The sequence below is a fragment of the Cupriavidus sp. SS-3 genome, from assembly GCF_035818815.1.
Lineage (GTDB): Bacteria > Pseudomonadota > Gammaproteobacteria > Burkholderiales > Burkholderiaceae > Cupriavidus > Cupriavidus taiwanensis_C.
The window spans coordinates 19,371-33,998 of sequence record NZ_JAYLVT010000025.1 but is presented as its reverse complement, the minus strand read 5'-3'; the positions used below and the strand labels follow the sequence as shown (position 1 = coordinate 33,998).

13 protein-coding genes are annotated in these 14,628 nt (G+C 69.1%); 11 read left to right on the top strand and 2 right to left on the bottom strand.

The window, feature by feature from the left end; translation table 11 throughout:
* Window positions 1–19: 19 nt before the first annotated feature.
* Window positions 20–535 carry an aromatic-ring-hydroxylating dioxygenase subunit beta gene (locus tag U9J39_RS27070; protein WP_172582345.1) on the top strand — a complete coding sequence of 172 codons (516 nt, stop codon included), beginning with the start codon at window positions 20–22 and terminating at the stop codon, window positions 533–535.
* Window positions 536–581: 46 nt separating this feature from the next.
* On the opposite strand, the gene U9J39_RS27065 is transcribed toward U9J39_RS27070, so the two are convergent.
* Together U9J39_RS27065 and U9J39_RS27060 are read right to left on the bottom strand one after the other, a co-directional pair.
* On the bottom strand, window positions 582–1,112 hold the full coding sequence (locus U9J39_RS27065; RefSeq protein WP_115714206.1) for a MarR family winged helix-turn-helix transcriptional regulator: 531 nt from the start codon (window positions 1,110–1,112) through the stop codon (window positions 582–584).
* A 108-nt stretch (window positions 1,113–1,220) separates the two neighbouring features.
* Window positions 1,221–1,892, bottom strand: a complete 672-nt coding sequence (locus U9J39_RS27060) for an ankyrin repeat domain-containing protein (protein ID WP_326348566.1) — start codon at window positions 1,890–1,892, stop codon at window positions 1,221–1,223.
* A 219-nt stretch (window positions 1,893–2,111) separates the two neighbouring features.
* On the opposite strand from U9J39_RS27060, the gene U9J39_RS27055 reads away from it, so the two are divergent.
* The 10 genes from U9J39_RS27055 to U9J39_RS27010 all read left to right on the top strand — a co-directional run bounded on the left by U9J39_RS27055 (window position 2,112) and on the right by U9J39_RS27010 (window position 14,592).
* Complete coding sequence (locus U9J39_RS27055) at window positions 2,112–2,579, top strand: nucleoside deaminase (RefSeq protein ID WP_115712710.1); 468 nt, start codon at window positions 2,112–2,114, stop codon at window positions 2,577–2,579.
* Window positions 2,580–2,911: 332 nt separating this feature from the next.
* Complete coding sequence (locus U9J39_RS27050) at window positions 2,912–3,121, top strand: hypothetical protein (protein ID WP_115682935.1); 210 nt, start codon at window positions 2,912–2,914, stop codon at window positions 3,119–3,121.
* A gap of 63 nt (window positions 3,122–3,184) precedes the next feature.
* Window positions 3,185–3,880 carry an intradiol ring-cleavage dioxygenase gene (locus tag U9J39_RS27045; RefSeq protein ID WP_115712708.1) on the top strand — a complete coding sequence of 232 codons (696 nt, stop codon included), beginning with the start codon at window positions 3,185–3,187 and terminating at the stop codon, window positions 3,878–3,880.
* A gap of 403 nt (window positions 3,881–4,283) precedes the next feature.
* The gene (locus U9J39_RS27040) at window positions 4,284–5,327 is read left to right on the top strand and encodes a TRAP transporter substrate-binding protein (RefSeq protein ID WP_232348311.1); all 1,044 of its coding nucleotides are present in this window, start codon (window positions 4,284–4,286) and stop codon (window positions 5,325–5,327) included.
* Window positions 5,328–5,344: 17 nt separating this feature from the next.
* Window positions 5,345–5,974 (top strand): TRAP transporter small permease subunit, encoded by a 630-nt coding sequence (locus U9J39_RS27035; RefSeq protein ID WP_326348565.1) that lies wholly within the window; start codon window positions 5,345–5,347, stop codon window positions 5,972–5,974.
* Window positions 5,971–7,899: a TRAP transporter large permease gene (locus U9J39_RS27030; RefSeq protein ID WP_116313623.1), complete on the top strand. Its 1,929-nt coding sequence runs from the start codon at window positions 5,971–5,973 to the stop codon at window positions 7,897–7,899. Before U9J39_RS27035 ends, U9J39_RS27030 begins: the two co-directional genes overlap by 4 nt.
* Window positions 7,900–7,944: 45 nt before the next feature.
* Window positions 7,945–9,411, top strand: a complete 1,467-nt coding sequence (locus tag U9J39_RS27025; RefSeq protein WP_115712700.1) for an MFS transporter — start codon at window positions 7,945–7,947, stop codon at window positions 9,409–9,411.
* Between the two features lie 458 nt (window positions 9,412–9,869).
* Window positions 9,870–11,270: an HlyD family secretion protein gene (locus U9J39_RS27020; RefSeq protein ID WP_115712698.1), complete on the top strand. Its 1,401-nt coding sequence runs from the start codon at window positions 9,870–9,872 to the stop codon at window positions 11,268–11,270.
* A gap of 23 nt (window positions 11,271–11,293) precedes the next feature.
* Window positions 11,294–12,628 (top strand): hypothetical protein, encoded by a 1,335-nt coding sequence (locus tag U9J39_RS27015; RefSeq protein WP_326348564.1) that lies wholly within the window; start codon window positions 11,294–11,296, stop codon window positions 12,626–12,628.
* Window positions 12,629–12,630: 2 nt separating this feature from the next.
* Window positions 12,631–14,592, top strand: coding sequence for a glycosyltransferase family 2 protein (locus tag U9J39_RS27010; protein WP_115712695.1), 1,962 nt, complete (start codon window positions 12,631–12,633; stop codon window positions 14,590–14,592).
* The last annotated feature ends 36 nt before the right edge of the window (window positions 14,593–14,628 follow it).

Genomic DNA, 14,628 nt, shown 5'->3' with positions numbered 1-14,628 from the left:
CCAAAAGCATATGAAACCGATGAACTACTCCCTCTATCGCGAGAGCACCCTCGGCACCGCGCGCGCGGCCGAACTGCGGCTGGAGATCGATGCCTTTCACGCCGACTATTGCGCGGCGCTGGACGCCGGCATGGTCGAGCGCTGGCCGGGCTTCTTCACCGACGATGCGCTCTACCGCATCACCGCGCGCGAGAACGCCGAACGCAACCTGCCGGTCGGGCTGGTGTATGCCGAAGGCATCGGCATGCTGCGCGACCGCGCCGCGGCGATTGCCAATACGCAGATGTTCGCCCCGCGCTACAACCTGCACCTGGTGACAAACACGCGGGTCAGCGACGAGACCGCCGACGGCGATATCGTGGCGCAGGCCAACTTCATGCTGTTGCAGACGCTGGTCGAAGGCCCCACCACGATCCACCTCGCCGGGACCTACCATGACCGCTTCCGCCGCCAGGGCGGCAGGCTGCTGCTGCGCGAGCGCCAGGTGGTGTACGACACCACCATCATCGCGAACGACCTGGTCTATCCGGTCTGAGCCACATCGCAATGAAAAACGGCGGGCCTTGGGCCCGCCGTGGTGCTTACATGCTCCGCAAAACGGTGCGGCTGTACTGGTTGTTGGCCTCCACCAGTGTGGCCAGCAATTCCATGAATACCTCCCGCTGCGCCGGCTTCAGCGGCGCCAGCATGCGCTCCTGCGCGCGCGCCATGTCGGCACGCAGCGACGTGACCACGCTCTTGCCTTCGCGCGTCAGGTGGACGTGGCGCGTGCGCCGGTCCGCGGGATTCTCGCGGCGCTCGACCAGGCCTCGCTCTTCGAGCCGGCGCACCACGTCCATCGTCGTGGTTCGGTCCAGGCCCACCTCCTGTCCCAGCGAGGTCTGGTCCAGCCCTGGCAGCACCGACAGCACGGTCAGGATGGCGTACTGCACCGGCGTGATATTGGGCGCCTTGCACTCCTCGAAGAACATCGCCACGTGGATCTGGTGAAGCCGCCGCACCAGAAACCCGGGACGTGCCCAGAGCAGTTCCTTGGCCGGATCCGCTTCCGACACTGCAGTAGCCAGGCTGCCGCTTTCAGTCGTTGCACTGCGCTTTGCTCTCGAAGCCATCGCCTTCACCATTTTGTATGCACACTGACAGTATATATGAGGCTCGGTCACGGCGCCCCCGAAAACGGGTCGCAGCCGATGGCACGCAGGCCACAGGGCGCAGCGGTCTCAACGCGCGCCGGCGTCGCGGAGAAGGCGCTCGATTTGCGTATAGCCGCGCTGGCGCGCATGCTGCAGCGGCGTGACCCCGTCGCCATCGGCCAGGTTCACGTCGGCCCCCGCGTTGACCAGCAGGCGCACGATCTCGGTATGGGCGGCGCCGCCGTTGCCGAGGATGATGGCCTCGAGCAAGGCCGTCCACTTGAGCCGGTTCACATGGTCCACCGCCACCCCGGCCGCGATCAGCAGGCGCACGGTCTCGACATGGCCGCGCTCGGCGGCGGGGATCAGCGCGGTGCCGCCGTAGCGGTTGGTGCTGCGCAGGTCGGCGCCGTGCGCCAGCGTCATGCGCAGGATCTCGTTGTGGCCGCGCGCGCCGGCATACAGGTAGGGGCTGTCGTGGATCGCGTCCTGCGCGTTCACGTCGGCGCCGGCATCGATCAGCACCCGCGCCGCCTGCACGCGGTTGTGGTGCGTGGCCAGCAGCAGCGCGGTGCGTCCCTGCGCGTCGCGCGCGTCGATGCTGGCGCCCTGGGCCAGCAGCGCGCTGACCTGCGCGACGTCGCCGCGCGCCGCGGCGCCGCGCAGTTGTTGCTCGGGCGTTGCACTCGCAGCGGCGGGAACGGATGTCAGCATGGCAATGAACAGGGACAGGGAAACGAACAGGCGCGCCACCAGCATGTGGAATCCTTCAGGAATACATCGGGCGCATTCTGGCACGCCGCCCGCGCCACGCGAAGTTAAGGATTCGAATGCGCGCCAGTGCCAGCCGCAATAGCCCGCCGGCGCCCGAATACGCTCTATAACAACCCGCGCCACCGTGCCCGCGCAAGCTGTCCTATAGTCGCGAGGCCCGCATCATGTCCGCCTGCGCGGGCCAGGCCTGAACGGAGACAACGCGTGTCGACAACCGAAGCCTATCTGCTGGATTCCATCCGCCTCGCCATGGAGAACGTGCGCGAGCGCAATACCTGGCCCTTTGGCGCCGTGGTGGTCAAGGACGGCACGGTGCTGGCGCGCGCGGTCAACGAGGTCGATGCCACCTGCGACCCCAGCGCGCATGCCGAGATGCAGGCGGTGCGCGCCGCCAGCCGCGCGCTCGGCAAGCCCGACCTGAGCGGCTGCACTGTATACGCCAGCGGCCATCCCTGCCCGATGTGCCTGACGGCGATGTACCTGGCCGGGGTCGAGGCGGTCTACTACGCGTATTCCAACGAGGATGGCGCCCCTTACGACCTGTCCGCCGAGCGCGGCTACGTCGAGCTGGCCCGTCCGCTCGAGCAGCGCGAGATGAGGCTGGCCTACGTGCCGGCGCGCGACGAGGGCGTCGACCTGTACGAAGCCTGGCGCGCGCGGCAAGCGCAATAAGGGCGAGGGGCAAGCCCGGGAGCGGACGGCTGCCGCTCCCTTTGCCCACGATGCCGGCATGGCCATCGCTTTGTCACCGGGGCCGGCTAGTATGGAGATGACGGCGCTGCGACAGTGGGTCACATGTAACGGCCGGCGGCAGCAAGGAACCGCGCGCGGAGCCTCCCGTCAAACCAATGGATTGCGAGACGGCGGCAGCGCTGCGCATTGCGGCGCAACATGTGCAACGCATGTGGCCGCGTCGTCCCGACGATCGTATTACGCCTTCCCGCCGGCGCGATGTCGCCGCGCAGACTCCCAGCAAACGCCCCCCTCTAGCCAAGGAGACGAACGTGCTGAGCCCGCATGAACTTGCCACGCTGCTGTTGCTGAGCGACGGCCCCGATTCCCTCGATTCCACCGATTCCCGCCAGATCGATCCCACCGACCTCAAGGCCCTGGTCGACAAGCGATTGGTTCACCTCGAAGTCCTGCACGGTCGCCGCCAGGCGCCGCGCATCACCAGCCACGGTTATTCCATGCTCAAGGCCATGGGACGCTGAGGCCGCGTTGGCCGATTCGCGGCAAGCGCCGTCCAGCCCACCCGCAACCCCACGGAGGCCTCCATGACAACGGGCCCGGCGCCTGATGCCGGCGTCCCCGCAGACCCCGACGCGGCGCGCCGCCGCTTCCTGCGCGACCTCGGCCTGCTGGCGGCGGCCGGCATAGCGCCGGGCACGGCCGCGGCGGCGACGCCCGCGGCCTGCCTGCTGACGCCGGCCGCCACCGAAGGCCCGTTCTACCTGGACGATGCCCTGGTGCGCGCCGATATCCGCGATGGCCGTCCCGGCCAGCCCTTGCGGCTGCGCATACGGGTGGTCGATGCCGGGCATGGCTGCGCGCCGGTGCCGGGTGCCTTGGTCAGCATCTGGCACTGCGATGCGCAAGGCCACTACAGCGGCGAAGGCGGCGGCGACCGGCAGGCGCGCTTCCTTCGAGGGGTCCAGCCGGCGGACAGCGACGGGATCGCCACCTTCACCTCGATCTATCCCGGCTGGTACGCGCCGCGCGCCATCCATATCCACTTCAAGGTCCTGCTCGGGCGCGCGGAGGCGCTGACCAGCCAGCTGTATTTCAGCGACGCGCTCAACCGCCAGGTCCTGGGCAGCCATCCGGCCTACCGTGCGCACGGCGTGCCGGCGCGCGCCACCGTGCAGGATCCGATCGCGGGTCCACGCCCCAACCTGATGGCAGTGCGCGAGGCCGCCGGAGCGCCGGGGTTGCTCGAAGCCGGCTTCACGGTCGGCATCGCGCGCGCCTGAGCCGGCCGCACGTCGCTCGTCCGCGGCCACGAAGTGCGTCGGCGCACACCGCGCGGGTAATCCCTAGATTGTGGTTCCCTGTGCCTTTCCTACCATGAAGGGAATCACGGGCCACCTGCCCGGCACCCCTGCCCGTCGGCAGGCCTGCCGCGCGTCCGCTGGCCCCGCATGCTCCAGTTTTTCCCGACTTTTCCGGTGTTCGCGTCAGTGGCGAGCGGCCTCGGTCCTCCATGGCCGGCACGCTCGCGGGTAGTCCCACACTCATCAGAGGGAGACGGTCATGGCATCCAGGGCGAGGAAATCAGAGGAGCGGAGCAGCGGTCAGGGTAGCGGCCATGGCAGCAGCGTGTCCCGCCGCGGCTTCCTGGGCGGCGCCGCCGGCGCGGCCGCGGGGGCGGCCGCCATGGGCTTCCCGGCCATCGTCAAGGCGCAGGGGCCGGTCACGATGCGCTGGCAGAGCACCTGGCCGACCAAGGATATTTTTCACGAGTTTGCCGGCGACTTCGTCACCAAGGTGAACGACATGTCGGGCGGCGACCTCAAGATCGAGCTGCTGCCCGCCGGCGCGGTGGTCAAGGCCTTCGATCTGATCGACGCAGTCAGCAAGGGCACGCTGGACGGCGGCCATGGCGTGATCGCGTACTGGTACGGCAAGAACTCGGCGCTGGCGCTGTGGGGTTCGGGCCCGGCCTGGGGCATGGATCCGAACATGCTGCTGGCCTGGCACAAGTACGGCGGCGGCAAGGAACTGCAGCAGGAGATCTACCGCAGCCTGAACCTGGACGTGGTGTCGTTCCTGTACGGGCCGATGCCGACCCAGCCGCTGGGCTGGTTCAAGAAGCCCATCACCAAGCCGGAAGACTTCAAGGGGCTGAAGTTCCGCACCGTCGGGTTGTCGATCGATATCTTCACCGGCCTGGGCGCCGCGGTGAACGCGCTGCCGGGCGCCGAGATCGTGCCGGCGCTGGACCGCGGCCTGCTCGACGCGGCGGAGTTCAACAACGCCAGCTCCGACCGTGCGCTGGGCTTCCAGGACGTGTCCAAGATCTGCATGCTGCGCAGCTTCCACCAGTGCTCGGAGCAGTTCGAGATCCTGTTCAACAAGAAGCGCTACGACGCGCTGCCGGCCAAGCTCAAGGCGCTGATCGCCAACGCGGTGGACGCGGCCTCGGCCGACATGTCGATGAAGGCCATCGACCGCTATTCCAAGGACTACCAGGCGCTGCAGCAGCAGGGCGTGAAGTTCTACGCCACCCCCAACTCGGTGCTGCAGGCGCAGCTGAAGATCTGGGACGAGATCGTGGCGCGCAAGGAAAAAGAGAACCCCATGTTCAAGAAGGTCAATGATTCGATGAAGGCCTTCGCGCAGCGCTCCACGCGCTGGCAGAACGATACCAACGTCGACTACCGGCTGGCCACCAGCCATTACTTCTCCAAGCGCGGCTGACCCCCGGGACGCGCGCCGTGCAACGCCTGCTGCTGCGCATCGACTGGCTCAGCACCTTCGTCGGCCAGGCCGCCTCGTGGCTGATCATCGGGCTCACGCTGATGATCAGCTATGAGGTGTTCTCGCGCTATGCGCTGGGGACGCCGCACGCGTGGGTATTCGACGCCAGCAACATGCTGTACGGCGCGCTGTTCATGCTGGCGGGCGCGTACACGCTGGCCAAGCGCGGCCACGTGCGCGGCGACATCCTCTACGGCTTCCTGTCGCCGCAGATGCAGGCCAGCATCGACCTGGTGCTGTACCTGGCCTTCTTCTTCCCCGGCGTGATCGCGCTGGCCTGGGCCGGCATCGACTTCTTCGAGGTCTCGCTGGCGCAGAACGAACACTCTTCCATCGCCGCCGACGGCCCGCCGATCTATCCGTTCAAGGCGGTCATCCCGGTGGCCGGCGCGCTGCTGCTGCTGCAGGGCGTGGCCGAGACCATCCGCTGCGTCATGTGCCTGCGCAGTGGCAGCTGGCCGCTGCGCGAAGGCGATGTCGAGGAAGTCGACGTCGACAAGCTCAAGGAGATGGTGCAAGGCACGCCCACGGCCGAGCTGGTCGACGCTCCGCCGCCTCGCGACAACCCGCCGGGAGCCGGCCGATGAGGAAGGAACTGTGGTTTGGCATGTCGCTGATGGTGCTGATCGTCGGTGCCGTGGCCTGGTTCATGCCGGCTCCGGGGGACTGGACCAGCGGGCACCTGGGCCTGCTGATGCTGGCGCTGATCGTGGTGGCGATCATGCTGGGCTTTCCCACCGCGTTCACGCTGATGGGCATGGGCGTGCTGTTTTCCTGGCTGGCTTACCGCAACGCCAACCCCGAGATCGCGGTACAGCAGACGCTGGACCTGATGGTGCAGCGGGCCTATGCGGTCATGACCAACGATGTCCTGATCTCGATCCCCCTGTTCGTGTTCATGGGTTACCTGGTCGAGCGCTCGAACCTGATCGAGAAGCTGTTCCGTAGCCTGCACCTGGCGCTGGCGTGGATTCCGGGCTCGCTCGCGGTGGCCACGCTGGTGACCTGCGCGATCTTCGCCACCGCCACCGGCATTGTCGGCGCGGTGGTCACGCTGATGGGCCTGCTGGCCTTCCCGGCCATGCTGCGCGCGGGCTACAGCACGTCGATGTCGGCCGGCGCGGTGACCGCCGGCGGCTGCCTGGGGATCCTGATACCGCCTTCGGTGCTGCTGATCGTCTACGGTGCCACCGCGGGCGTGTCGGTGGTGCAGCTCTATGCCGGGGCCTTCTTCCCCGGCCTGATGCTGACCGGACTCTATATCGTCTACATCGTGCTGCTGGCCAAGGTCAAGCCCGCACTGGCGCCGCCGCTGCCAGCTTCCGAACGCGTGGTGCCGCTGCCGGCGGTGGCGCGCGCGCTGGAAGCACGCGGTGCCACCCATGCCCTGCCGGCGCTGGGCGCGGGCCTGATGCGCGCGCTCAAGGGCCCGCGCAACGCCGAGGTGCCGAGTGCCGTGTTCGCGCGCCAGCTTGGCATCGTGCTGCTGCCCGCGCTGGCAACGGCGCTGGTGATGGGGACGATCTACAGCGCGGTCACCGCGCCGGCCGCGAGCATCGCGGTCGAGGCGCCATTGTCGCTGGGTGGCGCAGAGGAAAGCAGCGCGGCGGTGGACGACCTGGCGGCACCGCCGTCGGAGGAACCGGCGGCTCCGGCCGCCGCGGCACCGGCCACGCCTGCCGCGCCGGCCACGTCCGCCACGCCCGCCGCCACCGAAACCGACGCCCGGGCGTCATCGACGCCTGCCGCCGCGGCCGTCGCGGCACCGCGCTGGTTCTGGATCACGCTGGCGGTGGTGGGGCTGGCACTGGTGTACTTCTACTGGCGATTCAGCTTTGCGCGGGTGGAAATCTTCAAGATGCTGCTGACGTCGTTCTTCCCGCTGGCGCTGCTGATCCTCGCCGTGCTGGGCTCGATCGTGTTCGGGCTGGCCACGCCCACCGAGGCCGCCGCGGTCGGCTCGCTCGGCGGCGCGCTGCTGGCCGCCGCCTACCGCCAGCTGACCTTCGGCGTGCTCAAGGAATCGGTGCTGCTGACCGCCAAGACCAGCGCCATGGTGTGCTGGCTGTTCGTGGGCTCGTCGATCTTCTCGGCCGCGTTCGCGCTGCTGGGCGGGCAGGCGCTGGTCGAGCAATGGGTGCTGTCGATGAACCTGTCGCCGGTGCAGTTCATGATCCTGGCGCAGCTGATCATCTTCCTGCTGGGGTGGCCGCTGGAGTGGACCGAGATCATCATCATCTTCATGCCGATCTTTATCCCGCTGCTGGACAACTTCGGCATCGATCCGCTGTTCTTCGGGCTGCTGGTGGCGCTGAACCTGCAGACCGCCTTCCTGTCGCCGCCGGTGGCGATGGCCGCGTTCTACCTGAAAGGCGTGGCGCCGCCCCATGTCACGCTGAACCAGATTTTCCTCGGCATGCTGCCGTTCATGGGCATCCAGCTGATTGCGCTGGTGCTGCTCTACGTCTTCCCTGAAATCGGCCTCTGGCTGCCGACCGTGCTGTACCGCTGAGCGCCGCATCGTTGCCGCGGCGCCCGTTTCCTATACTGGTTGGCAATGCCAACCGATACCGCCCTCGCCAGCCCGCCTCCCGGCACCACCTTCCACACCGACATTCCGGGGCGGCTTGACCGCCTGCCGTGGTCGCGCTGGCACTGGCGCGTGGCGATCGCGCTGGGCGTCGCGTGGGTGCTCGATGGCCTGGAGGTCACGCTGGTGGGCTCGGTCGGCGCGGTGCTGGAGCGTCCCGATACGCTCGGGCTGAGCGCGACCGAGGTGGGCTGGTCGGGCTCGCTCTACATCGCCGGCGCGGTGCTGGGGGCGCTGGTGTTCGGGCGCATGGCCGACCGGCTCGGCCGCAAGCGGCTGTTCCTGGCCACGCTCGCGGTCTACATGGTGGCCACGCTGGCGACCGCGTTCGCACCCGACTTTGCCTTCTTTGCGGCCTGCCGCTTCTGCACCGGCCTGGGCATCGGCGGCGAATATGCCGCTATCAATTCGGCCATCGACGAACTGATTCCCGCGCGCGTCAGGGGACGCGTGAACCTGGCCATCAACGGCAGTTTCTGGCTGGGCGCGGCGCTGGGCGCGGGGCTCAGCCTGGTGCTGCTGGATGCGCGCGTATTCGGTCCGGTGTGGGGCTGGCGCGCCTGCTTCGCGCTCGGCGCGGTGCTGGCGGTGGCGATCGTGCTGGTGCGCCGGCATGTGCCGGAGAGCCCGCGCTGGCTTGCCACGCACGGGCGGCTGGACGAGGCCGAGCGCATCATCGCCGCGATCGAGGCCGAAGTGCGCGCCAGCCATGGGCCGCTGCCGCCGGTGTCGCCCGATTGCGCGGCGGTGGCGATGCGCCGCCGCGCCGCGCCCGGCGTGGGCGAGGTCATGCGCCTGCTGCTGCGGCGCTTTCGCCAGCGCAGCCTGATCACGCTGGCGCTGATGGTGGCGCAGGCCTTCTTCTACAACGCGATCTTCTTCACCTATGCGCTGGTGCTGTCGCGCTTCTACGGCGTGCCGGAAGCGCGCGTGGCGCTGTATATCTTTCCGTTCGCGCTCGGCAACGCGCTGGGCCCGCTGCTGCTGGGGCCGTTGTTCGACCACGTCGGGCGCCGGCGCATGATCGCCGCCACCTACGTGCTGTCCGGCGTTGGCCTGGCCTTGACCGGCTGGGCCTTCGTGCAGGGCTGGCTCGACGCGCGCACGCAGGCGCTGTGCTGGTCCGCCGTGTTCTTCCTGGCCTCCGCCGCGGCCAGTTCCGCCTACCTGACCGCGAGCGAGGTATTCCCGCTGGAAATGCGCGCGCTGGCGATCTCGGTGTTCTACGCCGTGGGCACCGGCACCGGCGGCTTCATCGCGCCGCTGCTGCTGGGCGCGTTGATCGAGAGCGGCAGCCGCGAAGCAGTGGCGGCGGGCTACGGCTTCGGCGCGGCGCTGGTGATCGTCGCCGGGCTGCTGGCGTTGCGCTTCGGCATCGATGCCGAACGGCGCCCGCTGGAGCATATCGCGCCGCCGCTCGGCAGCGACGAATAGAGACGCTGCGCGGCGCAATTCTGCGCCACTTCTCCATGCCGTGTTAAGCAGTGCTACAGCCTCCTCTTACACATTCTTACAGCAAGCAAAGGGGCAACTGACTAGCCTTAACTCACCTGCGGCGGCCTGAGTGCGTGAATCTTTGCTTCAGCGGGCCGCCATGTCTTGGCCAATCAACTGGCCATTGTTCAACTCTGCCTGGATGAAGCCGGGCAACTCCACGGACCGCACGCCGCTGCATGCGGTATGTCGGTCCGATTGCAAAGTGCGCCGATACGGCCCAGCCACATCGCGCGTGCTGCAGACAACAAGCTGAATTGGGGACTTGCAAGCCGGGCCACGCGCGACAGCCCTTGCGCGACGCCACACGCTTGCCTGACGGATACGCTCGCCCGGCATCCATGCGCCGGATGCCGGCGGGGATGTTTTTTTGACTTTGCTTGCCGGAGAACAACACCATGGCCGACCAGCGCAACAACCCACCGCCGCGCCCCCACTCGCTGACCCCTGCCCCGCTGCGCCAACCCCAGGGCGACGGGCTGGTGCAGCGCCCGCAGCCGGTCGCCGTGCCGCTGTGGCATATCGTGCCGCGCATGGCGGGCTACGGCGTGGTGCTGTTCATCATCTGGGCCGTGCTGACGATCATGTTTCCAAATGTGTTTACGCGCTCGTCGGAACGCGCGGTGGTGAACAGCCCCGTCAGCCTGGTGACGTCGCCGGTGGAGGGCGTGGTGATGAAGCAGATGGTGGCCGCGGGCCAGCCGTTTACGGCCAACCAGGCGCTGATGGTGGTGCAGAACCCCAACATCGACCGTTCGCTGCTGGTCGACCTGACCGGCAAGAAGCTCGACAACCAGCAGCGCTATGACTCGGCCAAGGCGCGGCTGGAAAGCAACCGACGGCTGATGGCTGCCACCGACCAGGACCTGCAGCGCTACAACAGCGCCGCGCAGCGCGAGCATGCCGCGCGCGTGCGCGCGCTGGAAGCGCGGCTGGCTTCGGCCAAGGCGCAGGAGGACCAGCAGCAGGAAGTGGTCAACCGCAACCAGGGCATGCAGTGGGCCGGCGCGGTCAGCGAGGCCTATACCAATGCCTCGCGCTACCAGCTGTCGATGCTGTCCAACGCCAAGGCCGCGGCCAAGGCCGAGCTCGACAATGCCATCGGCGAAAGCCAGGCGTCGCGCAACAAAGTCTATGCGTCGTCCACCGACGGCCCCAGCGCCACGCTCGCGCAGCGCCGCCAGGTGCTGGGCGCGGAAGCGGCACAGCTGACGGCGGAGCTGGAGCAGCTGGAAGCCTACGGCAAGTCGGTCGACGCAATGATCGCGACCGAGCAGGAACGCATCGACCGCCTCTCCAACCTTGAGATCCGCTCGCCCGAGCCTGGCACCATCGAAGACCTGATCGCGCAGCCGGGCATGCGCGTCGCCGCCGGCGCCACGCTGGCGCGCGCCAGCAACTGCGCGCAGACGCGCGTGGTGGCGGTGTTCCCGCGCAGCCTCAGCGACAACCTGCTACCCGGTGCGCGCCTGAACGTGCAGGTCGACGGCGTGCCCACGGCGCTGCCGGCCTCGGTGGCCGAAGTGCTGCCGCGCGCGCCGGACGGCGACCAGGCGCGCTATTTCGTGCCGTTCCCGCCGATCGAGAAGAACGAGATCTACGTCATCGCCAAGCTCGACCGCCCGCTCGGCAACCTGCCGGCCAAGGCCGGCGCGGCATCGGGCAGCGCGGCCGCGCCCGCTACCGCAGGCACGGCAGCGGCGGCAGCGCCGGCGCAGTCCGGACACTGCGGCATGGGCCGCTGGGCCCGCGTCACGCTGAACCAGAGCTGGCTGGGCCAGTTGCGGGCCTCGCTGTAAGCGCCCGCGCCAAGGAGAGCCGGATGCGATTGCCGATCCCGACCGCGCGTCTGCCCCGCATGATCGCCGGCGCGCTGCTTCCCGTCCTGCTGGCGCTGGCGCCGAGCGCGGCGCGCGCCGCCGATCCCGCGCAGCAGGCGCTGCTGTCAGAAGGCTGCAAGGCGCTGGCCGACCAGGTCGCCCGCGCCGGCGGCAATGGCCCGCTGTTCCTGCCCAGCTACGAGCCCGCGCCCGGCGGCGAACCGCTGTCGCCGGCGCTGCGCAATGCCGCCTTCGTCTACGACAACGCGCTGGCCGGCATCGCGCTGGTCGCCTGCAAGCGGCCCGCGGAAGCGCGCCGCATTGCCGACGCGGTGCTGCAGGCCACCCGCCAGGACCGCCACTTCCGCGACGCGCGCTTGCGCAACGCCTACCGCGCCGGGCCGCTGCCAGCGGGCCCGGCGCCGCTGCCGGGCTGGTGGGACGAACCCAGCAAGCGCTGGTTCGAAGACGCCTACCAGGCCGGCACCGCCACCGGCAACGTGGCCTGGGCCGCGCTGCTGCTGCTGGCGGTGCATGACGCCACGCGCGATGCACGCTATCTCGACGGCGCCGCGGCGCTGATGGGCTGGGTGCATGCCACCGTGCCTGACCCCGCCGCGCCGGCCGGCTATATCGGCGGCTTCTTCGGCCATGAGCCCAAGCAGATCCGCCAGGGCTGGAAATCGACCGAGCACAACGTCGACACCTATGCGGCCTTCAGCTGGCTGGCCAGCCTGCGCAACGAGCCGCGCTGGCGCGACGGCGCGGCGCGCTCGCGCGGCTTTGTCAGCGCCATGTGGCAGCCGCGCGAGGGCCGCTTCATCATCGGCACGCACGACGACGGGCGCTCGCCCAATGCCGGGCCTTCGGCGCTGGACGCCGTGCTGTGGCCGCTGATCGCCTTCCCCGATCCGCCGCAGGACTGGCGCCGCAACCTGGCCTGGGTCGAAGCCAGGCATCGCGCCGGCGCCGGCTACGGCTTCAAGGGCAGCCCCGACGGCATCTGGACCGAAGGCACCGGACAGGCCGCGCTGGTACTGCAGGCCGCCGGCCAGGCGCAGCAGGCCGCGCCGCTGTGGCCGCTGCTGCGGGCGCAGCGCGCGCCGTCCGGCATGCTCTACGCCACGCCGCAGGCGCGCGTCAGCACCGGGCTGTCGATCGGCCCCACCTCCACCACCGAGGACTTCCACTACTTCCACCTGCCGCACCTGGGCGCCACCGCGTGGGCGGTGCTGGCCGCCGCGCGCTGGAACCCGTTCCGCCCGGGCGGCTGCCTGGAGCCATCCTGCCCGCCGCCGGCGATTGCCGCCGCCAGCCCCACCCCCGACAAGGACTGACGATGTTCGCCCTCTTCCTGGAAAACCAGACGCTGCTGATCATCAACGGCGGCGTGCTGCTGGCCACGGTGCTGCTGTCGCTGCTGTGCCGGCACGAACGGCCGGCGGACCGCATCCTGTTCGGCGGCGTCACCGCGCTGCTGCTGGGCGTGTACCTGACCTGGCGCATCCGCGAAACCCTGCCCGACTGGCAGATGACCTTCGCCAGCGTGTGGGCCCATGTGTTCTTCATCTTCGAATGCATGACGCTGGCCTACACGCTGCTGTCGATCGTGGTGCTGTCGCGCACGAGCAACCACACGCCCGATGCCGACGCCGGCGAAGCGGCGCTGCGCCGCGCGCAGCGGGTGCCGCCGGTGGACATCTTCATCGCTACCTACAACGAAGGCCTGGAGATCCTGGAGAAGACCATCGTCTCCGCGCTGGCGATCGACTATCCGGACTTCCGCGTCTGGGTGCTCGACGACACCCGCCGCGACTGGCTGCGCGAGTTCTGCGAGCGCGTCGGCGCCAACTACGTGACGCGTCCCGATAACGCCCACGCCAAGGCGGGCAACCTCAACAACGGCCTGCGCCACAGCGCCGCGGCCGGCGGTGCGCCCTACATCCTGGTGCTGGACGCGGACTTCGCGCCCCATCGCAACATCCTGCTGCGCACGGTGGGCCTGTTCGGCGACCCGCGCGTGGGCGTGGTGCAGACGCCCCAGTTCTACTACAACGCCGATCCGATCCAGTACAACCTGCGCGCCACCGAATGCTGGGTCGACGAGCAGCGCGCCTTCTTCGACGTGATGCAGCCGGCCAAGGACGCGTGGGGCGCGGCGTTCTGCATCGGCACCTCGTTCGTGGTGCGGCGCGACCTGATCGAGCTGATCGGCGGCTTCCCCACCGGCACCGTGACCGAAGACATCCACCTGACCTACCGGCTTCTGCCGCACGGCTATATCACGCGCTGGCTCAACGAGCGCCTGAGCGTGGGCCTGTCGGCCGAGGGCCTGCCCGAATACATCAGCCAGCGCAGCCGCTGGGGGCTGGGCACGATCCAGGTGGCGCTGACCGCCGACGGTCCGCTGCGCGGGCGCGGCTACACCTTCATGCAGCGCCTGCACTATGTGCACGGGCTGCTGCACTGGCTGTCGCGCCCGTTCACGCTGATGCTGCTGGCGGGGCCGCTGCTGTACTGGTACTTCGGCGTCTCCACGCTGTACGGCGAGCCGCTGCAATTCCTGGCCTACGGACTGCCCGCGCTGGTGGCGTACTGGGCGTACAGCATCTGGATCACCGGGCAGCGCGCGCTGCCGATCTTTACCGAGGTGACCCAGATCGTCGCGGCGCTGGCGGTGACCGCGTCGCTGGTCAGCGCGATGTTCAAGCCGTTCGGTCGGCCGTTCAAGGTCACCAACAAAGGGCTGGACCGCTCCAAGCTGGTGATCCACGGCAAGTTCGCCGCGCTGTACGCCGGCCTGCTGGGGTTCTCCGCGCTCGGCCTCGGCCGCGCACTGGTGGTGGACCCCGATGCGCAGGGCCTGGCCTTCAACACGATCTGGACCGGCGTGGCGCTGATGCTGTACCTGGCCTCGCTGCTGGTGTGCGTGGAACTGCCGCGGCCGCGCAAGGAAGAGCGCTTTCCGCACCATGCCGCCGCGCTGCTGCGCGTCGACGGGCGCGAGTACCGCGTCGCCACCCGGGACCTGTCCTGCAACGGCGTGGCCGTGATCACGCCGCTGGCACCGGCCTTCCGCCCCGGCATGGAAGGCGCGCTGTGGCTGGCGCAGACCGGCTGGATCCCGTGCCGGGTGGTACGCCGCGACGGCCAGCTGCTGGGGATCGCGCTGCATACCAGCATGGCCGCGCGCCACGCGCTGATCCGGCTGCTGTTCACCGATCCCGCCCACAACATTGCCCGACAGGGGCAGCCCAAGCTGGCGATCTCGCGCTTCATGCGCCGTGCGCTGATGGGCTGACCCCTGCTGCTCCCGTTTCTCTCTCTCCGGAACCAT

Excerpts from the sequence above, each read along its gene's own strand:
- U9J39_RS27070 (WP_172582345.1), top strand. The coding sequence starts at position 20 with ATGAACTACTCCCTCTATCGCGAGAGCACCCTCGGCACCGCGCGCGCG.
- U9J39_RS27065 (WP_115714206.1), bottom strand. The coding sequence starts at position 1,112 with ATGGCTTCGAGAGCAAAGCGCAGTGCAACGACTGAAAGCGGCAGCCTG.
- U9J39_RS27060 (WP_326348566.1), bottom strand. The coding sequence starts at position 1,892 with ATGCTGGTGGCGCGCCTGTTCGTTTCCCTGTCCCTGTTCATTGCCATG.
- U9J39_RS27045 (WP_115712708.1), top strand. The coding sequence starts at position 3,185 with ATGACAACGGGCCCGGCGCCTGATGCCGGCGTCCCCGCAGACCCCGAC.
- U9J39_RS27040 (WP_232348311.1), top strand. The coding sequence starts at position 4,284 with ATGGGCTTCCCGGCCATCGTCAAGGCGCAGGGGCCGGTCACGATGCGC.
- U9J39_RS27030 (WP_116313623.1), top strand. The coding sequence starts at position 5,971 with ATGAGGAAGGAACTGTGGTTTGGCATGTCGCTGATGGTGCTGATCGTC.
- U9J39_RS27025 (WP_115712700.1), top strand. The coding sequence starts at position 7,945 with ATGCCAACCGATACCGCCCTCGCCAGCCCGCCTCCCGGCACCACCTTC.
- U9J39_RS27020 (WP_115712698.1), top strand. The coding sequence starts at position 9,870 with ATGGCCGACCAGCGCAACAACCCACCGCCGCGCCCCCACTCGCTGACC.
- U9J39_RS27015 (WP_326348564.1), top strand. The coding sequence starts at position 11,294 with ATGCGATTGCCGATCCCGACCGCGCGTCTGCCCCGCATGATCGCCGGC.
- U9J39_RS27010 (WP_115712695.1), top strand. The coding sequence starts at position 12,631 with ATGTTCGCCCTCTTCCTGGAAAACCAGACGCTGCTGATCATCAACGGC.